The sequence below is a fragment of the Anabaena sp. WFMT genome, assembly GCF_051781005.1.
Classification (GTDB): Bacteria; Cyanobacteriota; Cyanobacteriia; order Cyanobacteriales; family Nostocaceae; genus Anabaena.
The window spans coordinates 1-23967 of the sequence record NZ_JBPWOA010000006.1; the positions used below are offsets into that span (position 1 = coordinate 1).

19 protein-coding genes and 1 pseudogene are annotated in these 23967 nt (G+C 37.2%); all 20 read left to right on the plus strand.

What is annotated here, in order from left to right:
• Nucleotides 1-46: 46 nt before the first annotated feature.
• The 20 genes and pseudogenes from ACSQ6I_RS04825 (at nt 47) to ACSQ6I_RS04920 (ending at nt 23896) form a co-directional block, all read left to right on the plus strand.
• Entirely contained in the window at nt 47-538 is a 492-nt protein-coding gene (locus ACSQ6I_RS04825) for a restriction endonuclease (RefSeq protein ID WP_438889229.1), read from the plus strand.
• Nucleotides 539-592: 54 nt separating this feature from the next.
• The gene (locus tag ACSQ6I_RS04830; protein WP_438889230.1) at nt 593-901 is read left to right on the plus strand and encodes a transposase; all 309 of its coding nucleotides are present in this window, start codon (nt 593-595) and stop codon (nt 899-901) included.
• Complete coding sequence (locus ACSQ6I_RS04835) at nt 898-1344, plus strand: transposase (protein WP_438889231.1); 447 nt, start codon at nt 898-900, stop codon at nt 1342-1344. Before ACSQ6I_RS04830 ends, ACSQ6I_RS04835 begins: the two co-directional genes overlap by 4 nt.
• A 221-nt stretch (nt 1345-1565) precedes the next feature.
• A pseudogene (locus ACSQ6I_RS04840) lies at nt 1566-2906 on the plus strand (transposase).
• 1 nt (nt 2907) lies between these two features.
• Nucleotides 2908-3303: a hypothetical protein gene (locus tag ACSQ6I_RS04845; protein ID WP_438889232.1), complete on the plus strand. Its 396-nt coding sequence runs from the start codon at nt 2908-2910 to the stop codon at nt 3301-3303.
• 482 nt (nt 3304-3785) lie between these two features.
• Nucleotides 3786-4280 (plus strand): phosphohistidine phosphatase SixA, encoded by a 495-nt coding sequence (gene sixA, locus ACSQ6I_RS04850; protein ID WP_438889233.1) that lies wholly within the window; start codon nt 3786-3788, stop codon nt 4278-4280.
• A 112-nt stretch (nt 4281-4392) separates the two neighbouring features.
• On the plus strand, nt 4393-5529 hold the full coding sequence (locus tag ACSQ6I_RS04855) for a citrate synthase (RefSeq protein WP_438889234.1): 1137 nt from the start codon (nt 4393-4395) through the stop codon (nt 5527-5529).
• A gap of 510 nt (nt 5530-6039) precedes the next feature.
• Complete coding sequence (nuoH, locus tag ACSQ6I_RS04860; RefSeq protein WP_438889235.1) at nt 6040-7158, plus strand: NADH-quinone oxidoreductase subunit NuoH; 1119 nt, start codon at nt 6040-6042, stop codon at nt 7156-7158.
• Between the two features lie 84 nt (nt 7159-7242).
• Complete coding sequence (gene ndhI, locus ACSQ6I_RS04865; protein ID WP_015212762.1) at nt 7243-7827, plus strand: NAD(P)H-quinone oxidoreductase subunit I; 585 nt, start codon at nt 7243-7245, stop codon at nt 7825-7827.
• 86 nt (nt 7828-7913) lie between these two features.
• Nucleotides 7914-8525, plus strand: a complete 612-nt coding sequence (locus tag ACSQ6I_RS04870) for an NADH-quinone oxidoreductase subunit J (protein WP_438889236.1) — start codon at nt 7914-7916, stop codon at nt 8523-8525.
• Nucleotides 8526-8634: 109 nt separating this feature from the next.
• On the plus strand, nt 8635-8940 hold the full coding sequence (gene nuoK, locus ACSQ6I_RS04875; RefSeq protein ID WP_006199065.1) for an NADH-quinone oxidoreductase subunit NuoK: 306 nt from the start codon (nt 8635-8637) through the stop codon (nt 8938-8940).
• Between the two features lie 6 nt (nt 8941-8946).
• Nucleotides 8947-9867: an NAD(+) kinase gene (locus tag ACSQ6I_RS04880; protein ID WP_438889237.1), complete on the plus strand. Its 921-nt coding sequence runs from the start codon at nt 8947-8949 to the stop codon at nt 9865-9867.
• A gap of 541 nt (nt 9868-10408) precedes the next feature.
• Nucleotides 10409-11206 (plus strand): GNAT family N-acetyltransferase, encoded by a 798-nt coding sequence (locus ACSQ6I_RS04885; RefSeq protein ID WP_438889238.1) that lies wholly within the window; start codon nt 10409-10411, stop codon nt 11204-11206.
• A gap of 93 nt (nt 11207-11299) precedes the next feature.
• Nucleotides 11300-11755 (plus strand): DM13 domain-containing protein, encoded by a 456-nt coding sequence (locus ACSQ6I_RS04890; protein WP_438889239.1) that lies wholly within the window; start codon nt 11300-11302, stop codon nt 11753-11755.
• A 130-nt stretch (nt 11756-11885) separates the two neighbouring features.
• Nucleotides 11886-13316, plus strand: a complete 1431-nt coding sequence (locus ACSQ6I_RS04895) for a sensor histidine kinase (RefSeq protein ID WP_438889240.1) — start codon at nt 11886-11888, stop codon at nt 13314-13316.
• Nucleotides 13317-13643: 327 nt separating this feature from the next.
• Nucleotides 13644-14318 carry a response regulator transcription factor gene (locus tag ACSQ6I_RS04900; RefSeq protein WP_438889241.1) on the plus strand — a complete coding sequence of 225 codons (675 nt, stop codon included), beginning with the start codon at nt 13644-13646 and terminating at the stop codon, nt 14316-14318.
• Nucleotides 14319-14412: 94 nt separating this feature from the next.
• Nucleotides 14413-15381, plus strand: a complete 969-nt coding sequence (gene arsM, locus ACSQ6I_RS04905) for an arsenosugar biosynthesis arsenite methyltransferase ArsM (RefSeq protein ID WP_438889242.1) — start codon at nt 14413-14415, stop codon at nt 15379-15381.
• Nucleotides 15382-15503: 122 nt separating this feature from the next.
• Complete coding sequence (locus tag ACSQ6I_RS04910; protein WP_438889243.1) at nt 15504-16466, plus strand: inorganic phosphate transporter; 963 nt, start codon at nt 15504-15506, stop codon at nt 16464-16466.
• Nucleotides 16467-16504: 38 nt separating this feature from the next.
• The gene (gene arsS / locus ACSQ6I_RS04915; protein ID WP_438889244.1) at nt 16505-17491 is read left to right on the plus strand and encodes an arsenosugar biosynthesis radical SAM (seleno)protein ArsS; all 987 of its coding nucleotides are present in this window, start codon (nt 16505-16507) and stop codon (nt 17489-17491) included.
• A gap of 933 nt (nt 17492-18424) precedes the next feature.
• On the plus strand, nt 18425-23896 hold the full coding sequence (locus tag ACSQ6I_RS04920) for an ATP-binding sensor histidine kinase (protein ID WP_438889245.1): 5472 nt from the start codon (nt 18425-18427) through the stop codon (nt 23894-23896).
• The last annotated feature ends 71 nt before the right edge of the window (nt 23897-23967 follow it).

Here is a 23967-nt window from a genome sequence, read left to right on the forward strand (position 1 = left end):
TGTCATCCCGTCAGCTAATAACTAGTTAAATAAGCAAGATAAAAATATGGATTCCGAACTTTATAAACAATCAATACAATACGAAAAATTAACTCAAATTGTCTACCAACAAATCTTAAAAAAAGAAGGTGTAAATACCGTAGAAGTAGAACATAATATAAATCTTATTGGACGTTCAGGTGTTGAGCATCAAATTGATATACTTTGGAGATTTAAACAGGCAGGAATTGAGCATAAAGTCTTAATAGAGTGTAAAAATTATGCTTCCGCTATTAGCCTAGAAAAAGTGAGAAACTTTTTCGCAGTTATGCATGACATTGGTAACTGTGTTGGTCTAATGGTTACGAAAAGTGGTTATCAAAGTGGTACAGTACAATTCGCTAAGTTTTATGGTATTGAGTTAAAACTTCTGAACAAGCCAAATGATAATGACTGGAAAGGCAGAATCAAGGATATAGAGACAATTCCTACCATGAAATTCATAGTTAACACACCAGAACAACCAATAAAGTTGGAACTCTATATAGAACCCATTTGACATCTTATAAGGTTCTGAATTAAGGTACTCCTGAGCATCTACAATTCAATGCTAATGGCGTATTCCAGCAACCTCACTGATGCAGAATGGGAAATTTTTGAACCCTTACTGCTTGAAATATTACCGACTAAGAAGCAGACTCGACCGAGCAACTGGACAAAGCGAGAGATATTCAATGGAATTCTCTATCAAATGAAAAATGGGTGCAATTGGCAAGACTTACCCAAAGACTTCCCACCTTATTCCACCGTCTATTGGCACTACAAAGAGTGGCGAGCGGCTGGGGTATTTGAGGAATTGATGAGTGTCTTACATGGAAAAGTGCGTGAACAGGTAAAAAAAAACCGCAGTGGACGACGTTGATCATCATTGACTCCCAAGCAGTGAAAAATACCTGCAATGCCAGTGTAGAGTCGAAAGGTTTTTGTTTCTACAAAGCTACCAACGGTATTAAAAGGCATCTGGCTATTGACACCCTTGGGTTTCCCTTTTTTACCCACTGCACTCGCGCCAATGTCTCGGATGATGCCGGATTAATTGAGATGTTTACTCTCAACATCAACTACTTCAAGTCAAAACCTCTCGATATTCCCAAGATCACTATCCTCCTAGATCATGGGTATCACCCAGAATATTTGACTCAGGAACTAGAGCGGATTTACCCAGAGATCATGACCAAAATCCAGTTTCAACTTTCTACGAAACCCTCAAAACAAGAGAAAGCAGCACAAGGGAAATCTGGAGAGAGTTCCCGCAATCGCCAGATGGGTGATCGAACGCTCCAATGCTTGGATGGAGCGTTGTAAAATTCTGGTTAAGAACTTTGAACGAACCCTCGCTGGTGCCGCTGCCAAACTTAACCTCTGCTTTATCAGGTTAATGATTAAGAGGCTTGCAGTCCCTTCCTAAGATGTCAAATGGGTTCTATAAACCAATACCTTAGCCAAAAAAAGAGTATGAAGAGAGAGGGCTGATGTAGTAGAGTTATTGTCTTCCACAACGACAACTCAAAAGCCACATACAGCCCATGTTCGACATCCTAACACTGTTGCAATGCCTGCTACCAGAAATAAAAGTGACGACAATGCGTCAGTTGAGTCAGATCATCATGGCCATGTTAGCCATGAGCGGGCGAGTCACAATGTTGGGAATATCCCGTTGGGCAGGAACTGGTGGTAGTTATCGGACGGTGATAAGATTTTTTCAGACAGTCATACCCTGGGCAACAGTATTCTGGGTATTTTTTCGTCGGCATTTGTTTTGTCCAAAAGATGTTTATCTGTTGGCAGGAGATGAAGTAGTAATAAGCAAAGCCGGGAAAAAAACATATGGATTAGATAGGTTCTTTTCCAGTCTAGTGAGCAAACCGATATCTGGACTATCTTTTTTTACTTTATCATTAGTAAGTGTGGAAAAAAGACAGTCATTTCCAATTCAGATAGAACAGGTAATAAAGAGCAATGTAGAAAAAAGTAGTGTATCACCAAGCCCAGAAATAAAATCTCCAGAAAAACGGGGAAGAGGACGACCAAAAGGGAGTAAGAATAAAAACAAAAAAGAGGTAATTTTCACATCTGAATTACTAAGAATTAAGAAGATGATTAATGAGCTATTCAAGTTAATAGCTAACTTTATTCCCCTCACTTACTTAGTATTAGATGGTCATTTTGGAAACAATAATGCCTTGCAAATGGCGCGGCAGGTTAACTTGCACATAATTTCCAAGTTACGCCATGATACAGCATTATATATACCTTACCACAATCCTGACCCTAATCATCGTTCACGTCGTAAATACGGAGAGAAGTTGGACTGGCGTAATATTCCTGGGGCATATTTGCTTCAAAGTAGTCTTGAAGAAGATATTAAAACCGATACTTATCAAGTGACTCTACTGCACAAAGAGTTTGCTCAGTCCCTAAACGTAGTTATTTTGGTAAAAACTAATATCAAGACCAATGCTCGTAGTCATATGATTCTATTTTCTAGTGACCTAGATTTGTCGTATGAGAAGATAATTGACTACTACAAACTGCGTTTTCAAATCGAGTTTAATTTTCGTGATGCCAAGCAATTTTGGGGATTAGAAGATTTTATGAATCAAAGTCAAATTACGGTGACTAATGCGGCTAATCTTTCTTTTTTCATGGTCAACTTATCCCATTATCTTTTAGCTCAGTTCCGTCAAGATAATCCTGGTTCTGGCATTGTTGATTTGAAGGCTTACTACCGTGGTTTTCGTTATGTTCGTGAAATGTTAAAAATGCTTCCAGAATAACCAGAGCCTATTTTATTAGCCCAGATTTTTGCCCAGCTTACTTCTCTTGGTCGTATTCACAATACTTCTACAGCCGTTGAACCCTCGTAATTTGGCTAAGGTATTGATAAACCCAACTGATGAGCAAAATAAACGTCTAGATGTACTTGAAAAGTCAGATTTATTGCACATACCATCAGATTCAAATTTCTGTCTTCTAGACAAAGATGGAGCAGTATGTACAGAACAAATGCAATGGTGGCTACCCAAAAATTTGGATTTGCTAGAGAAAGAGGATGGTCGTATTTATGAAGAAATCATCCCCTTAAAAGAGAAATATGTTTTAGTTAATGGACAAGAGCTAGTTAAGATTAATGAAATCAAAGTTTCTTATTATGTTCACTCATTAAGTGACGAAATAATAATACATGGAAAAGAAGTGATAGAGGCTGTATTAAAAGATTTTGGCACAGATGAAGCTGAATACTTTAAGCGTATAGATGATTAATGCTATCTCTCATTTCAGTAGTCTAGGTTAGCCTTAATAACACAGCAAAAATTTAATTTTTAAACTTGTGAGGTGATTAAAATAAATAATCTTCCCAAACGTACAAAGATAACAACCTATTTGAAGAAAAATCTAATTTTTTAGTCTTAACAGTTATAAAACAACCACTGCCTCAAATTTCCTTGCCTATCAACGATGTGTAAACGCTTTTTTCTCTGTTAGTGCCTTTCCTAAAATGGCAGCAGCTTCAAAAGAATCATATAAGCCTTAACTTGCTACTTTGTTATGAGTATCTAATGGGACTAAACCTGATTTCTTCAAAAATTCAGATACTATAAAATCTAGTAGTAATAGTTGGTCAGAATGAGATAATTCCTTAAGCAAGGGGACAGATTCAGTAAGCGGCATAAATGTAGAGGTTTAATGAATTTGAGTTACATCTATTTTAAATTATGCGTAATTCCTAACTCAACAATAAAAATATGGAACTATACTTAATTCGTCATGGTATCGCCGAAGAGCATCAATTAGGGCTAAAAGATGAAGAGCGTAAGCTAACCAAGGAAGGAAGACAAAAAACTGAAAAAGTAGCCCAAAGATTAGTAAAACTAGATTTACACTTTGATTTAATCCTTAGCAGTCCCCTCGTCCGCGCCCAGCAAACCGCAGAAATCCTCATTACGGCTGGACTGAGTTCACAGTTAGAAGAATCGCACCACCTCAGCCCAGAAGGTAACATTAACAATTGGCTAAAAGAATGGTTTGAACCGAGAAATTATACTCACTCAACCCGACTAGCATTGGTGGGACATGAGCCTAATTTGAGCAATTGGGCAGAAAATCTGCTTTGGGGAGAAGCAAAAGAGCGCCTCGTCCTGAAAAAAGCAGGTATGATTGGGATAAAACTACCAGAAATAGGATCTCCTCTGGGTTGTAGTCAGTTGTTCTTGTTGATACCACCCAAGTACCTGCCATAACAGTTTTTCAACCTTTCGCATAGAATAGTTGTTAGATCGGCAACTGTTACGGTGAAAATAACCTCTGGTAAGTTAGCGTGATCAGATATTTCACAAAGCAAATGGTGTTGCCATGACGGTGTGCGAATACAAGCCTGGTTTAGAAGGTATTCCCGCAGCCCAATCGAGTATCAGTTATGTAGATGGGCAAAAAGGAATACTAGAATATCGTGGCATTCGGATTGAGGAATTAGCAGAAAAAAGTACGTTCATAGAAACTGCTTATCTCTTAATCTGGGGTGAATTGCCAAGCAAAGAAGAATTGGAAGCGTTTGAGCATGAAATTCGCTACCACAGACGAATTAAATATCGCATTCGGGACATGATGAAATGCTTTCCTGAAAGCGGTCATCCAATGGATGCGTTGCAAGCTTCTGCTGCTGCATTAGGGTTATTTTATTCTCGACGTGACTTACATAATCCAGTTTACATTCGAGATGCTGTAGTGCGCTTAATGGCAACTATTCCCACAATGGTAGCAGCGTTCCAGTTAATGCGACAAGGTAATGATCCAGTTAAGCCTCGCGATGACTTGGATTATTCTGCCAACTTCTTGTATATGCTCAATGAGAAAGAGCCAGATCCTTTAGCTGCAAGGATTTTTGACATCTGCTTGATTCTGCACGTCGAGCATACAATGAATGCTTCTACCTTCAGTGCCAGGGTGACAGCTTCTACCTTAACTGACCCCTATGCGGTGGTTGCTAGTGCGGTGGGTACTTTAGGCGGCCCCCTGCATGGTGGAGCTAACGAAGAAGTAATTCAGATGTTGGAAGAAATTGGTTGTGTGGATAATGTCCGTCCTTATGTAGATGATCTTCTGCAACGTAAAGCGAAGATTATGGGCTTTGGCCATCGTGTCTACAAAGTGAAAGATCCACGGGCGACAATCTTGCAAAACTTGGCGGAGCAGTTGTTTGATAAATTTGGCTACGACAAGTACTATGAAGTTGCCCAAGAAATGGAACGGGTAATGGCCGAAAAGGTTGGCAGCAAAGGGGTTTATCCCAATGTTGACTTTTATTCTGGTTTGGTGTACCGAAAAATGGGGATTCCTACGGACTTGTTTACACCTGTTTTTGCGATTGCACGTGTGGCTGGTTGGTTAGCACACTGGAAAGAACAACTCGCAGAAAACCGGATTTTCCGTCCTACTCAAATTTACAACGGTCGTCACGAAGTTCCTTACCTTCCCATGGATCAACGTTAACTAAGAAACCAATTTTAGATTTTGGATTTGGGATTCATGCCAATAGATGGACAGATTCATAACTGTCATCTGTCTTATCTATTAGGCTTGCAGTCAAAAATCTCAAATCGAGAATCTTAAATTGGCATTGTCATCACATCCCCCAGTGATGGAAAATCAGACAATTTCCATAGATTAGAAACCCGTTACCAAAAGGGAAGCGGCTAATTTGTATTGTCTGGGGAGGCAGGTGACAGGGAATAGGGAACAGCAAAATGGCAAGAAGAACAGAAATCTTAATCCCAGTCCTCAATTCCTAGTATTAGCCAAATTCAATCCCAACCATAAGTAGAAGTTGTCTCTTGGTTCACAGGGCAAAAACCATCCAAGGATATACTAAACATGGGAATTGGCAACAAATCTACAATCAGGCATCATCTCAACAGAGATTATCAACCAGTGAATCTAGAGTTATTAACTCAACTAATAGTTAAAATTCACCGTGACTTGACGACTTAAAGAGTAGCAAAAATGAATGCAGGAATTGACCTCCAAGGAACTTTTATTCAATCTGTCCGGGATTTAGGAATACCACCAGGGGCGGCCAAAGCGATTTGGATGCCGTTACCAATGATCCTGATGCTGATTGGTGCAACAGTAGGAGTACTGGTTGCTACCTGGTTAGAACGGAAAATTTCTGCTGCTGCACAGCAACGGATTGGCCCAGAATTCCAAGGGCCTTTTGGGTTGCTTGTACCTGTAGCGGATGGTCTGAAGCTAATCTTTAAAGAAGATATCGTCCCCGCCAAAGCAGACCGCTGGCTGTTTACCCTCGGACCGATAATTGTAGTAATTCCGGTATTTTTGTCATTTCTGATTGTTCCCTTTGGGGAAAATATCGTCATTACCAACGTGGGAATGGGGGTATTTTTGTGGATTGCTTTGTCTAGTATTCAGCCCATTGGCTTATTAATGGCTGGCTACGCATCTAATAATAAATACTCCCTATTGGGGGGTTTGCGGGCAGCAGCGCAGTCAATCAGTTATGAAATTCCTTTGGCGTTGAGTGTATTAGCGATCGCAATGATGTCTAATAGCCTCAGCACAGTTGATATCGTCAACCAGCAATCTCATTTTGGCATTTTGGGTTGGAACATTTGGCGACAACCACTTGGTTTCATCATCTTTTGGATTGCAGCCCTAGCTGAATGTGAACGCTTACCCTTTGACTTACCCGAAGCAGAAGAAGAACTAGTAGCAGGGTATCAGACTGAATACTCCGGGATGAAATTCGGTCTATTTTACTTAGGTTCTTACATTAACTTGATACTTTCTTCCCTCCTAGTAGCAATTTTGTATCTAGGTGGTTGGCATTTTCCTATTCCCGTCAGCCTCATAGGTGATTGGCTGGGAGTCAGTGACACAAACCCTGTTTTACAGGTAGTAACTGCCTCTTTAGGTATCACTATGACCGTACTCAAAGCTTACTTCCTGGTATTTATCGCCATCCTCATCCGTTGGACACTACCACGGGTACGGATTGACCAATTGTTAGATTTAGGATGGAAATTCTTGCTGCCAGTTGGTTTGGTTAATCTCCTATTAACCGCCGCCCTGAAATTAGCCTTTCCTGTCGCCTTCGGTGGATAAGGAAATTTTAGATTTTAGATTTTGGATTGAATCTTAAATCTAAAATCCAAAATCCAAAATTGAAAAGAGTGAGAGACACAAACAATGCTAAAGTTCCTCAAACAAGTTGGTGATTACGCCAAAGAAGCAGTACAATCGGCTCGTTATATTGGTCAGGGGCTTTCTGTCACCTTTGACCACATGCAGCGCCGTCCAGTCACCGTCCAGTATCCCTACGAAAAATTGATTCCAGGGGAAAGGTTTCGCGGTAGAATTCACTACGAATTTGACAAGTGTATCGCTTGTGAAGTTTGTGTTCGCGTCTGTCCCATTAACCTTCCTGTAGTCGATTGGGAATTTGACAAAGCTACCAAGAAGAAAAAGCTCAATCACTACAGTATTGACTTTGGAGTTTGTATCTTCTGCGGTAACTGTGTGGAATACTGCCCAACAAACTGTTTATCCATGACAGAAGAATATGAACTTGCTACGTATGATCGCCACGAATTAAACTATGACAGCGTAGCATTAGGACGACTGCCTTACAAAGTTACAGACGATCCAATGGTGACACCACTGCGCGAACTAGTTTACCTACCTAAAGGCGTTATGGAACCCCACGGTGTACCCGCAGATGCACCTCGTGCTGGTTCTCGTCCAGAAGACCTTGTAGAAAATGGTAATGGGTAATAGGTAATAGGTAATGGGTAATCAAGATTTTTTCCAATTACCTGTTACCAGTGAGCATTTATCAAACATCAAAAGGATCAAAAAAAGTGAATCTAGCGGAAGGAGTACAGGTTGTTTCATTTGGCATACTGGCTGTGATGATGATTGGTGCAGCACTAGGTGTAGTGCTGTTTTCTAACATCGTCTATTCTGCCTTTTTGCTGGGGGGTGTATTCATCAGTATGTCAGGACTCTATCTGTTGCTAAATGGTGATTTTGTAGCATCAGCACAGATTCTGATTTATGTTGGTGCGATTAACGTGCTGATTTTGTTTGCCATTATGTTGGTTAACAAACGCCAAGATTTCTCACCTTTACCCAGTGCTGGGTTGCGGAAAGTAGTCACAGGTATTGTAAGTATAGGATTATTTGCCCTATTGAGTACGATGGTACTGGCAACTCCTTGGGCTTATTCCTCTGTTCCTGTGGCTGGTGAAAGTTCTATAGTTGTGATTGGTGAACATTTTTTCACTGACTTTTTGCTACCCTTTGAGTTGGCTTCTATTTTGTTGTTAATGGCAATGGTAGGAGCAATTATTTTGGCACGTCGGGAATATTTACCAGACGAATCAGACTCTTCTCAACTACAACAATCTATCTTAACTTTGCCAGAACGCCCCAGAGAACTGGTATCAACCAGTACTGGAACTGAGGACTAGGGATTGGGGACTGGGGACTGGGGACTGGGAAGATGAATGACCCATAACCCATAACCCATAACCCATAACCCATTACCAATCACCAATTACCAATTACCAATCACCAATCATGCAACTTCAGTACTTTTTATTACTAGCAGCAGCTTTATTTTGCATTGGCATCTATGGCTTAATTACTAGCCGTAACGCGGTGCGGGTGCTGATGTCAATAGAGTTGTTGCTGAATGCTGTTAATTTGAATTTAATGGCATTTTCCAACTTTCTCGACTCAACATTAATTAAAGGTCAGGTTTTCACAGTTTTTGTGATTACCGTGGCAGCTGCTGAAGCGGCGGTTGGTTTAGCGATCGTGCTGGCCATTTATCGCAACCGTGATACCGTCGATATGGAGCAGTTTAATCTCCTGAAGTGGTAACAGTGCGTGCAACTCAAGCAGGTAATCATTGCTTATAAAGCGCGAGACTCCCAGAGTAAACGCTGGGCAGAACTCTGTGCTAAACAACTAGAGGAACGTCAGTGCCAAGTATTGGTAGGGCCTAGCGGACCAAAAGATAACCCCTATCCGGTATTCTTAGCATCCGCCACTCAACCAATAGACCTAGCTTTAGTACTTGGTGGTGACGGTACTGTTTTAACAAGTGCTAGACATTTAGCCCCAGCTGGCATCCCCATTCTGGGAGTGAATGTCGGAGGTCATTTGGGGTTTTTAACTGAGTCTGTGGAAGAATTTCAAGAACCAGAACGAGTGTGGGATCGTCTGTTTGAGGATCGCTATGCTATCCAGCGGCGGATGATGTTGCAAGCGGCAGTATATGAAGGTCATCGGACAAATTTAGAACCAGTGACTGAACATTACCTGGCTTTGAACGAGTTTTGTGTAAAACCTGCTTCTGCTGACAGAATGATCACTTCTATTCTGGAAATGGAAATTGACGGGGAGGTTGTTGATCAATATGTAGGAGATGGGTTAATTGTTTCTACTCCCACTGGTTCTACTGGTTACACAGTTTCTGCCAGTGGACCGATCATGCATGATGGGATGGAGGCAATTACGATCACACCCATTTGTCCAATGAGTCTTTCTAGTCGTCCCCTAATTTTACCGCCTGGTTCTGTGGTCAGTATTTGGCCGTTGGGGGATTACGATTTAAGTACTAAATTGTGGATGGATGGAGTGTTATCTACTTCAATTTGGCCAGGCCATCGTGTTGATGTGCGGATGGCTGATTGTCTAGCTAAATTTATTGTTTTACGGGATAATAATTCATATTATCAGACGCTGCGGGAAAAGTTACTTTGGGCAGGTACTAGAGTTCGCTACAACAATAATCACCGCAATTGATTGCAATGTTTTTCCCCAAGAATTTTATCGCAGTTTACTGGTAAATTATTCTAGCCCTTGGATGCATTCAGGGGCTTTTTGAGATTATCGTGACTTTCTGAACATAATTACTATTGACAGAAAATTTAAATTGTGAATTAGATAAATGTGTATCTTATTGCCAGATTTTATTTATAAAAATGTCCATAATAAAAGAAATCTATCTCTCATCATCTAGGACTTACTCACAGGAAACGAAAAGTCAACCACGTATCTCTAAAGTGTTCACATAATGTGCCGTAGGCATAAGCTCGACTAACGCATAGCATCCCGCAGGAATAGACGTAAAGGACACGAACAAAAGAGGGGTTTAGTAATTTATTAGTTTTTCAAAATATTCGCCATATTTTGTTAGTAATAAAATCTTCAAACCTTTATCAAATCTGGATTTCAAAATTAGGGAATTATTTTTTTGATTCCCAGTTTGATGGAATAGGGTTATTGAGTATGCTCTAAATTCTAGTGGAATATTCCGCAAATATAAGTAGGAAAACAGATGTAAATGTATTACCATCACATCAATTCTCTATTGCATCCTCCTGAGTTTCCCGTTTTGCAAAATGAAAAGTATATCCTACGACTTGCTTCAACTGAAGAAGAATTAGAATCTATTTTCCGCTTACGTTTTGAGGTTTTTAATCTAGAACTAGGTTTGGGATTTTCTGGTTCTAACACTACCCAAATGGATCAAGATAAGTTTGATCAGGTTTGTCATCATTTGATACTTATTGCTAAACATACTGGTAAAACAATTGGTACATATCGAATGCAAACCTATACAATGGCTGGTAAAGGGTTAGGTTTCGATTCTGCTGACATATTTAATCTCCATAAAATTCCTGATTTTATGCTTCAGGAATCTGTAGAAGTTGGACGTGCTTGTATAGCTAAAGAATACCGCAATAGTCATACACTGTTATTACTTTGGGAAGGACTAGCCAATTATCTGCTTGGGAGTGGAAAGCAATATTTTTTTGGCTGTGCATCATTGCTAACACAATGTCCTAGACAAGCGACTTGTGCTTATAATTATTTTCAGCATAATGATTGGATGCATCCAAGTATCCTGGTTCACCCTAATTCAGAATACTCTATAGAAATGACTCCACACTGTCCAGATATATATAATGTAGAAATTCCAAAAATTTTACAAGCATATTTGAGTATTGGCGCTAAAATATGCAGCCTACCTGCTATTGATAAGCAGTTTAAAACTATTGATTTTTTAATAATATCTAATATTGCAGATTTTGCCAGATGCTGTTACTCAAATGAAGTCAAATTAGAGTCTGAACATTAATAAATATTAAACTAATTCTCATGTTAAATTAATTTTTTTGATGGTTAGAGGCTTTAAATTATCCTTAAAGACAAATTTTAAGGAGGTTCAAGTATGAAGTTAAAATATTTAGCTATTTTTGGTCTTGTAGCAATTGTAACTGTAGGTTGTACCAAGGAAGTAAGCTCGACTCCCATAAATAATCAGCCTGAGTCTGTGGCTAATGTCAATGCTTCAGTAGTACAGTCTGAAAGCTTTAAGACTTTAGAACATAAAACTCAAGGGAAAGTGAGTATTGTTACTGAAAATGGCAACCGCTACTTAGAATTAGGTAATAATTTCAAAACGGATCATGGCCCCGACTTACTTGTAATTTTGTATCGTGGTGATAAACCGCCAAATTATAATATTAAAAAGAAAGATTATATAAGTATTGCTTCTTTAAAAAAGACTAGAGGTTCTCAACGTTATGCTCTACCTAAAAATGTGAAATTATCGGATTTTGGTTCTGTAGGTATTTGGTGTCGCCGCTTTAATGTTAGCTTTGGTTATGCTGGTTTGTCTAAGTAGTTACAGTAGGAGTGGTGATGGAAATTATGCTGTTTTCACTCCTTATCATTATTCTTGAATAAGTAGTTAAAATTTAGCAGTTAAAAGTTTCAAATAAAATTTTCCTGACATCAAATTCAACAGTATTAAAGTGAAACAAATCAGCAGGGTTTGGCAAAAAATTGATATATTTTCCTTACGGTTACGTCTGACTATTGGCATTGCTCTAGTTTCAGCTTTGGGATTAGGAGGACTTGCTAGTTGGACAACTTGGAAGATGCAGCAAATTTTAATTAATAGTCATAAATATAAGATTGTCCAAATTGCTGATCGCTTGCCGCAGGATGTGCAACTTTATAGTGAAATGTATTCTGTTGAAACTAGTTTGCAAAAAGCAATAAATAACTTAACAACCACTGATACATTTTTATGGATTAAAGGTGCTGATAATAAAATTATAGGTAAATCTAGTAATTGGAATCTGCTTCCAGAGATAACATCTGCTGAGTTGATGTCTTTAACTGAGATGTCGGTTCAACCCGAATTAAGAAAAGTTAGTCAACGCTATTTTATTTTATGTGGCGGTGCATTACCACTCAAGGGTAAGGCTTTGGGTAATTTATTTTTAGTACAAGATGTAACTCGTGAACAGACAATGTTTATGGCAATGGTTAGAAGTTTGGCTATTGTGAGTATTTTGGTAATTATAGTTATTTCGATAGCGATTGCATTTTACATTCAGCGGTCTCTACAACCGTTACGCCAGTTAAATCAAATGACTGCTGTTATATCTCTAGCAGATTTAGGACAAGCTCAATTATATCTTGAATACGCACCGAGTGAGGTCAAAGAATTAACACAAACTTTCAATATGATGTTAGCTCGTCTTGCCCAATCTTGGGAACAAGAGAGGCAATTTGTTAGTAATGTTTCCCACGAATTACGCACACCATTAACAATTGTTAATGGTTATTTACAAAGTGTTTTGCGACGGCAAAATAATTTAACATCAGCACAACAGGAAGCCTTAGAAACTGCTGCAACAGAAACTGAACACACTATCCGTCTTTTGCAAGATTTACTTGATTTAGCAAGGGCTGATAGTGGTTATTTGCATTTGCGGCGGGAATTGTGTTTACTCAATGACTTGGTAGCAGAAGTTGTGAGTATGGCAGAAAAATATAGCGATCGCATAATCAAAATTGAGTCAATTAATCAGCTAATTGAGGCGAAAATAGACTATAATCGTTTAAAACAAGTATTACTAAATTTAATTGATAATGCTGTGAAGTATTCGCCAGCAGAAACACCTATATTTATTAAGTTAAATCTGCAAGGTGAAGAAGCGGCTATTCAAGTTTGTGACCAAGGTTATGGCATTCCTTTACAACACCAATCACGAATTTTTGAGCGTTTTTACCGTGTAGATGAAGCTCGTACTTCTTCGACTGGAGGCTGCGGTTTAGGGTTGTCGATTGTTAAAACTCTTGTAGAGAGTATGGGTGGGAATGTAAGTGTACGATCGCGCCTGGGTGAAGGAAGTACCTTTACAATTACTATACCAGCCTCATCATCGCAGTAAAAAAGATGATCACAGAGGATATTTTTGATGATTTACTTTAAACTTCTTAATGATTAAGTGAGTGATTATTACTATATTTATTGATTTTAATTTACAGTTTGATATATAAATATAGTGAAGCTGTTGAAGCTGATTGCTAATAGCTGGTTAAACATGAAACTGATACAAGACCTGTAGGTAATTGCGGATTTACTATTGTTACTTATTCAGCTTTATACTAAGCTAAATTATATCTATGAGATGTCTAGTTATTGAGTATTTAATATATTCTCAATAGTTATCATTCTGTGTATAATTACCATCCCTGCTGAAATCCTGAATATTATTATGACACACATCTTACTGGTTGAAGATGAAGTCAAATTAGCTCGATTTATAGAGTTAGAATTGAGTTATGAAGGCTATCAAGTTAGTGTAGCCTATGATGGACTTACCGCACTGACCGCAGCAAGAGAGTTAAATCTAGATTTAATAATCTTAGACTGGATGCTACCTGGTGTAACGGGGTTAGAAATTTGTCGTCGCTTACGGAGTACGGGTGATAAAGTACCGATAATTTTATTAACCGCTAAAGATGAAGTGAGCGATCGCGTTGCTGGTTTAGATGCTGGTGCTGATGATTACGTAGTCAAACCATTCAGTGTCGAAGAATTATTAGCCAGAGTCCGCGCCCACCTGAGACGAAACCGGGAAACGGATACCGCAGATATCTTAGCATTTGATGACCTGAGTTTAAATCGCCGCACGCGGGAAGTCTATCGAGGAAAGCGATTAGTAGAGTTAACTGCGAAGGAATTTGATTTGCTAGACTATCTACTCGCCCATCCGCGCCAGGTAATTACGCGCGATCGCATTTTAGAAGAAGTCTGGGGTTATGACTTCATGGGTGATTCCAACATAATTGAAGTTTATATTCGCTACTTACGCTTGAAACTGGAAGCCAACAATGAAAAGCGTCTCGTTCAAACTGTGCGTGGTGTCGGCTATGTATTGCGCGAATAAATTAATGAACTCTCAGCGAAAACTCATTAAATTCCCACTCCAATATATTAATATCCACAATTGATATATACAAAGTTAATTCCATACAGCAACAATGACTTATTTAGAAACCGCAGCACAATTTTACAGCGAAGTTGCTCAAACACCAGAAGTAGGACTGTGTTGTGTTCAAAGCACACCCCTGCAATTACCAGGATTGAAAATTCCTTTACCAATGCAGGAAATGAATTATGGTTGTGGTACAACAGTTCACCCCACCGAACTCGCAAATCAACCCACAGTCCTTTATGTTGGTGTTGGTGGTGGTTTAGAAGCATTACAATTTGCTTACTTTTCCCGTCGTCCTGGTGCCGTCATTGCTGTTGAACCAGTAGCAGCCATGCGCGAAGCTGCCACACGTAACTTAGAACTGGCTGCTCAACAAAATCCTTGGTTTGATACCAGTTTTATCGAAATTCGCCCCGGAGATGCTTTTAATTTACCAGTTGATGATGCTGCTGTGAATGTATTAGCACAGAATTGTCTTTTCAACATTTTTGAACCAGCAGATTTAACCCGTGCTTTAAAAGAAGCTTATCGGGTATTAAAACCCGGTGGAAGATTGCAAATGAGTGACCCCATTGCTACCAGTCCCATTCCCACCCATTTACAACAAGATGAACGATTACGTGCCATTTGTTTATCAGGCGCACTCACATATCAAGAGTATACCCAACTAATTATAAATGCTGGTTTTGGGCAAATAGAAATTCGCGCCCGTCGTCCTTATAGATTATTAGATAAGCAAACTTATCAACTAGAAGAAAATCTTTTGTTAGAAAGCCTCGATTCTGTCTCTTTTAAAGTTGATATTTCTGAAGATGGTGCTTGTATATTCACCGGCAAAACCGCAATTTATGCAGGGAAAGAAGCATTTTTTGATGATCAAGCAGGTCATATTTTACAACGTGGCATTCCTGCGGCAGTCTGTGATAAAACAGCCGCTAAACTCGGAGCTTTAAAGCCAGCAGAAATCATGGTAACAGATTCCACTTGGCACTATGATGGCGGAGGTTGCTGTTAGATTTTAGTTTTGAATTAATTCTGGGGGTTTAAGTAAAGAACAACTAACTAGCAACAAGTTTTGTAGCAGGGTACTGCTTAGAAAATCTTTGTTACAAAACTTAATCACGAATTATATTATTAATGATTGTTTTAATCAGTCTGTTTTTGGCTACACTATTTTTAGCTTACTCTAATGGAGCAAATGACAACTTCAAAGGTGTAGCCACATTATTTGGTAGTCAAACTACCAGTTACAAAATAGCAATTTGGTGGGCAACTTTGACGACTTTTGCCGGTGCAGTTGCTTCGACTTTTATGGCAGATCAACTCATTAAAAACTTTTCTGGTAAAGGACTAGTACCCGATGCGATCGCCAATACACCGGAATTTCGTATAGCGGTAGCAGTTGGTGCTGCTTTGACTGTCATCATCGCTACCCTAACTGGATTTCCGATTTCTACCACTCACGGCTTAACAGGAGCGCTGGTTGGTGCTGGATTAATCGCTTACGGTTTCCAAGTTAATGTTTCAGCTTTGGGAAAATCATTTGTTTTACCCCTCTTGTTCAGTCCACTTATTGCTATACCTTTAGGCGCTGTAATTTACAAATTATACGATTACATTAGCCTTAGCTTAAACCTAGAAAACAAGCATAAAATTATTGACATTAGTCATTTTATTAGTGCTGGTATAGTAAGCTTTGCCAGAGGATTGAATGACACTCCCAAGATTGTTTCACTCATTCTGATTATTAAAGCATTTTCCATTCAAGGAGGAATGATAGCTATAGCCATAGCAATGTCTTTAGGCGGTTTATTAAACGCCAAAAAAGTTGCCGAAACAATGAGTAAAAAAATTACTTTGCTTAATCATACCCAGGGTTTATCCGCCAATATTGTCACAGGATTTCTTGTTATTAGCGCTAGTAATTTTGGACTGCCAGTGTCTACAACTCATGTTTCAGTCGGGTCAATTTTTGGAGTGGGATTGATTAATAAAAATGCCAATTTTGGTATTTTCTACCAGATTCTACTATCTTGGGTATTAACTTTACCTACTGCGGCTATTATTAGTGGCATAACCTATAAATTGCTGCAACAATAAATAAGAAAAATTTTGTCATGTTTCGGGATTATTAAGCAATGCAGAATACATCAAACACACAATTCAAATATAAATTAACTTCACCTTTAACAAAAAAGGAAATAAATGTTTTACAGATTAATTTAGGTAAACGCTGTAACCTTAGCTGTAATCATTGCCACGTTGAAGCCAGTCCCAAAAGAACAGAAGAACTAAACCTAGAAATTAGCCTAGAGTTAATTGAATTCATCTTTAAATTTCCAGAAATCAAAATCGTAGATTTAACTGGTGGCGCTCCAGAAATGAATTATGGTTTTAAGCCACTAGTAGAAGCTGCAAGTTTAGCAGGTAAACAAGTAATTGTCCGGTCAAATTTGACAATCTATTATGTTGATGAATTTAGAGATTTACCAGATTTTTTCGCTAAACACCAAGTGAGAATTGTCGCTTCCCTACCTTGTTACATTGCAGATAACGTAGATAAGATGCGTGGTAATGGTGTCTTTAATGACTCTATTCGCGCTTTGCAATGGTTAAATCAACTTGGGTATGGAAAAGACCCGAATTTAATTTTAGATTTAGTGTATAATCCACCCTTACCCACCAGTGAAAAATTTTCGGTAACTCCTGAGCAGACAAACCTGGAACTAGCTTATAAAACCTTCTTACAGGAACATTTTGGTATTGTGTTTAACAACCTCTTCACCATCACTAATTTACCTGTGGGTAGAACAAAGTTATATTTAGAACGAAAACAGCTTTATTCGGGCTATTTGCAGTTTTTAGAAGCGAATTTCAACCCCGATACAGTTGAAAATTTAATGTGTCGTGATCAAATTTCAGTTGATTATTTAGGTAATATCTATGATTGCGACTTCAACCAAATGATGAATTTACCTGCGAAAACTTTCACTGGTACAACCCTAACCATTAGCAAATTGTTAGCATCTGGTAGTTTAGATATGATTAGGGAAGTACAAACTGCTGATTATTGCTATGGTTGTACTGCTGGATGTGGTTCTAGCTGTGGTGGTGCTTTGGTTTAAATGTACAGGTCTGGAGATTGAAAATTTAATTATTAAGTAATGTATCTATGTCATCAAACAACAATCATGTAACAAAAGTTATGAGGATTGAGTTATCAATAGTGAAATAGCTTATAATGACATTTAAGTTAAATCTCCTCACACCACAACAAAGACCGTGGATTGATTGAAATCTCCACGGTTTTTATTTTTTAATCACAGATAAAAATTGGATATATTTATATCTTGTATATAAAGCTTTAACAATTGAAAGTCACATCAACATCAATAAACTCTATCTGCGCGGACAATTGTATTCAAGTTCCTCATTAGCGCTGAAGCGAACAAAGCAATCATTCAACAATTTTCATTCTGAAAAATTTCTGTTACCAAAACTGTTACAACCACCTTATTCCTAAGTGGGTAGTCTTATGATGATATTAGTTAAACTCCTCACACCACACCAAAAGCCGTGAAACAATCTGGTTCACGGTTTTTTTTGTCCATAATTATCTAGAACTAGGCAATTACACAAGACCTTTTCAAGGTCAGTCCTATTATTTATCATCAATGACACATTTAAATCTGCTCATATCAAGATGACTTATTTACCTAAAGATTGCCAATTCAACACTTCTTTCTACCTTCCTTGAATTAAATCTTATTTTATCCACTTTCACCATTTAGCTACATTGCAATCCTTTTAACCTCTGTATCAACTTACTTTCATCTAATTTTAATGACATTCAGATATCAACCATATACTTTAAGCTTTTTAAAGCAGTATTAGCATTGCTATCGCCTTAATGATCATGCTTATAGCGCATCTAGTAGGTATAATTTATTTTAAATAAATATGAGATTTCCCTGAAAATATTCGTAAAATCTCGTGTTATATTCTATGAATTATTAAGTGCAGTTATTAACTACGTATACTTAGATTCAGGCAAAATAATGACTACTATTTCAAAATACAAAATTACAGAAAAAATTGCAGATAGCTTAGAAACAGTTGTTTATAGAGCAATCTGCCTTCATGATCAAAAGTCAATTATCCTTAAAGTTCTTAAATCAGAATACTCTACCCTTGAAAATATTACAGAATTTAAACATGAATATGAAATTACTAAATCCCTAGATTTACCGGGAGTTATTAAAGTTTATGAATTAGATGATTATCAAAATTGTCTGGCTTTAGTTTTGGAAGATATTGGCGGACAAGGACTTAAACAATTTCTGGATAATAACAAACTCAATATAATTGATTTTTTAAAGCTAGGCATTCAAATATCTGAAATTATTACAGTTTTGCATGAGAACCATATTATTCATAAGGATATTAAACCACAAAATATAATTATTAATCCGAAGACAATGCAGCTAAAAATTACAGATTTTAGTATTGCATCACGGTTATCAAAAGAAACCGCAACTACTAGCAACCCCAATATCTTCAAGGGAACATTCGCCTATGTATCTCCAGAGCAAACGGGTCGAATGAACAGATTAATTGACTACCGTACAGACTTTTACTCTTTAGGCGTAACTTTTTATGAAATGCTGACTGGTCAGTTGCCATTTAATGCTACTGATCCCCTAGAAATTATTCACTCTCATATTGCTAAACAGCCAATAGCTCCTACTCAGATTAATCCACAAATTCCAGATGCAGTATCTAGCATCGTCATGAAATTATTATCTAAAACTGCTGAAGAAAGATATCAAAGTGGCTTAGGATTAAAGTCAGATTTAGAAATTTGTTTAGATCAGCTATCAAATAGCAGAAAAATTGAAAACTTCACTCCTGGAAAATTGGATGAATTTTCTCAATTTATCATCCCGCAAAAACTCTATGGACGTGAGATAGAAATAGCATCTCTAATGTCAGCTTTTGAGAGAATAAGCTCTGGAAAAAGTGAAATAATCTTAGTTTCTGGTTATGCAGGAATCGGCAAATCTTGTTTAGTGAATGAAATTAATAAACCTATTCTCCAGCAACGGGGATATTTTATTTCTGGTAAATTTGATCAATTTAAGCGAAATATTCCTTATGCATCTTTAATTGAATCATTCCAAGAGTTGATCCAACAACTATTAACAGAAAGTCATGAAAAACTAGCTATCTGGAAACAGAAATTTTTAGATGTATTTGGAGATGTTGGTCAAATTCTTATTGATGTGATACCTGACATTGAAAAAATTGTTGGACAACAACCCAGTGTCCCAACAATGGGGACAACTGAATCCCAAAATCGGTTTAATCGAGTATTCCAAAACTTCATTCGCTTATTTACTCAAGAAGAACACCCTCTTGTTCTTTTTTTCGATGATTTACAATGGGCCGATTCAGCATCCCTAAAATTAATTCAGATGTTGATGGTTGAGCCTAATAGTCAATTTCTATTGATTATTGGAGCATACAGAGATAATGAGGTTAGCCCTGCTCATCCATTGATTCAGACCTTGAATGAGATTAAAAAATCAGGAATAAACATAAATAATATTACACTCAAGCATCTGAATATTAACGATGTTAGTGAATTAATAGTTGACACCATACATACCACACCAGAAAAATCAAAATCTCTAGTTGAGTTAGTTTTTAATAAAACTCAGGGTAATCCTTTTTTTCTAACTCAGTTACTCCAGACAATGTATCAGGAAAAATTATTAAATTTTGACTTTAATAGAGGAATATGGCAGTGGGAAATCAGCCAAATTCAGGCTATTGGTATTATAGATTACAATGCTGTAGAGTTGATTGCCAGAAATATTAAAAAGCTACCATTACAGACACAGCACGTCTTAAAACTAGCTGCTTGTATTGGAAATCGCTTTAATCTAGATATTCTGGCAATCGTCAACGAAAAATCTCAGTCGGAAACAGCATTGCAATTATGGGCAGCACTTCAAGCTGGTTTGATTTTGCCACTGAGTGACAACTACAAAATCCCGTTATTTTTCGATGAAAATACCTCGGTTTTATCAACAAATAATAAATTAAAAATTTCCTATAGTTTTTTACATGATCGAGTGCAGCAAGCAGCTTATTTACTAATTCCAGAATCACATAAAAAGCAAACTCACTTTAAGTTTGGACAGCTATTATTAACACATTCATCAACCGAAGAAATCAAAGATAATATTTTCGATATTGTCAATCAATTAAATTTTGGTACAGAGTTGATCTCAGATCAAAATCAAAAATATAAGTTAGCTGAATTGAATTTGATGGCTGCTCAAAAAGCAAAAGCAGCATCAGCGTATCAAGATGCTCTCAGGTATTCAAATATAGGACTGGGATTGCTAACAATATTAAGTTGGGAAAGTAACTACAATCTCACTCTGTCACTTCATCTAGAAGCTTTAGAAACAGAATACTTAAATACTAACTTTCAACGAGCAGCCATCCTAGCTGAAACGATCCTGCAACAAGCTACTAATTTACTAGATCAAATAAAAGCTTATCAACTACAAATTCAGTTTTATATGGCTCAAAATCAGATGTTTAAAGCCATCAATACTGGATTAGAAGTGATTGAAAAATTGGAAGTTACTTTGTTAAATGCACCTAACAAACAAACTACCGTACTCAATTTACCTCAGATTGAAGATTTAGAAAAATTTCCTATCCTCACAGATCCATATAAACTTGCTGCTTTACAAACTCTTGTAACTATTGCAGGGCCTGCTTTTATTAGCAACCCAACACTTTTTTCTCAGATAATCTTTACTGTTGTAAATCTCTGTATTGAATATGGTCATTCAGATATGGCTGCTCACGGATATGCTTATTACGGTATGCTACTGTGTGGAGAGTTAGAAAATATTGATGCTGGATATCACTCTGGTCAAATAGGTTGGTGTTTATTAGAGCAATTCCGAGCTAGTGAAATAAAAAGTAAAGTATATGCGCCATTTTATGGTTTTATTCTCCATTGGAAAAAACATATCAGAGAAACTCTTGATCCATTAAAAGAAGGCATTCAGAGTGCATTAGAAATTGGAGATTTAGAATATGTTGGCTACTGCTCTGTTCATTATTGTGGACATATATTTTTTAGTGGAGAGCAACTCGAATTAGTATCTCAACAGCAACTATCGTATATTGATTTGCTGCAAAAATTTAAACTTGATTTTCCGATAAACTACATTAAAATCTGGCATCAGTTGACATTAAATCTGCAAGGTTTAGCGCAAGAAAAATGTTGCTTGATTGGTGATAGCTTTGATGAAGTAACAATGCTGCCATATCTGCAAGCCACTAAAAATGTGACTTCTCTAGTTCCGGCTTATGTTGCCAAAATGATTCTCCTTTACTTATTTAGAGATTATGCTCAAGCAGTAGAAAATGCTCAATTAGCTTCAGAATATATTGGTGGTGTGATGGGGATGATGACGGTTGGTATCCATAATTTTTATCATTCTCTAGCCCTAATTGGCTTATATCCCCATGCTGAAACTAGCTTGCAAACAGAATATATGAATGTTATTAATGCTAATCAGCAAAAAATGCAGTTATGGGCTGGTCATGCTCCTGTTAATTATCAGCATAAATATGATCTCGTTGAGGCAGAAAAGGCACGATTACTGGGGCAAACTTTTGTAGCTATGGATTTTTACGAACGAGCTATTCAAGGAGCAAATGAACAAGGATATATTCAAGAAGAAGCACTAGCTAATGAATTAGCAGCAGATTTTTACTTTTCTCGTGGTAGAGATAAACAGGCTATTGTTTATCTGAAAGAATCCTATCACACCTACCTGCGTTGGGGGGCTAGAGCGAAAGTCAGTGATTTAGAAGCAAAATATCCTGATTATTTTTTCTCTAGATTAAATCAAGATGTAACAAATTTGCATACTAATCTGCCAACTACCTCGAATAAACTAGATACTTTAGCATCACTTGATTTGAGTACAATTTTCAAAGCATCGCAAGCTATTTCTAGTGAAATTATGCTTGATAGTCTGCTAGAAAAGCTAATGAAAATAGTGATGGAAAATGCTGGTGCAGAAACTAGTTGTCTCATTTTAGAAAAAAATGGACAAATGATTGTAGAAGCTGCTGTGAGAATGTATAAAAATGAGATAATTTTAGAGACACCTACGCTTTTAGAATATAGTTTGTATCTGCCAGTATCTGTACTCAACTATGTCATAAGAACTAAAAAGAATGTAGTTCTTAGTGATGCTAAAAATGAAGGAATATTCACTAGAGATCCTTATATCGTCAAAAATAATACCAAGTCTCTTTTGTGTATTCCCATAATTTACCAAGGTCAAATTATTGGTGTTTTATATCTGCAAAATAATTTAATAACTAATGCTTTTACTACCGAACGTTTAGAAGTTTTGAAAATTCTTTCCTCTCAAGCAGCTATTTCCATTGAAAATGCCAAGCTGTATGCTAATTTATCTAACCTAACTGATAATCTGCAACAGGCTAACAATGAATTAGCAAATTACAGCAAAACTTTGGAGTTAAAGGTTGAAGAAAGAACACAGGAACTACATGAAAATAATTTGCGTCTGCAAGACCAAACGAAGCAGCTAGAATTTACTTTAGAGAAACTACAGACTACACAGTTGCAGATGGTTCAGAAGGAAAAAATGTCTAGTCTAGGTCAGTTGGTTGCTGGTATAGCTCATGAAATTAATAACCCAATTAATTTTATACATGGTAATATTATTCATGTTAATGAATATATTGATAATCTGCTGCATTTAATTAATGTTTATGAACAGAAATCACCTGATATGACACCTCAAATACTTGCAGAGCAAGAGGATATAGACTTAGAATTTTTACTGGAAGACCTACCTAAATTATTATCATCAATGCAGGTTGGATCTGAGCGTATCCGTCAGATAGTTCTAGGCTTACGGAATTTCTCCCGTTTAGATGAAGCAGAAATGAAACCAGTTGATATTCATGAAGGTATTGATAGCACCTTGATGATATTGCAGCATCGACTCAAATCTAAATCAGAATATCCTAGAATTCAAATTATAAAAAATTATGCAAATTTACCATTAATAGATTGTTATCCAGGTCAACTTAATCAAGTATTTATGAATTTGCTGGCTAATGCTATTGATTCTTTAGAAGAGAATAAATTTCATAGTTCATTAAAAGAAGATAAGTCTAATCCAGCGCAGATCAGAATTACTACTGAGATATGCGAGCAAAATCTAATTATCCGCATTGCTGATAATGGTTTCGGTATGAGTGAAGATTTATTATCTCAAATATTCAATCCTTTCTTTACTACTAAACCTGTTGGTAAAGGTACGGGTTTAGGATTATCTATTAGCTATAAAATTATTGTGGAAAAACATGGAGGTGAAATAAAATGCATCTCAACACCAGGACAAGGATCTGAATTTGTTATTAAGCTGCCAATATCTAAGAGAAATTCTAAATAAGTTAGGACTAAAGCTATGTCAGACATACAAATTGGTTAATATTAACAGATTTTTGACATCTGATGTACCCT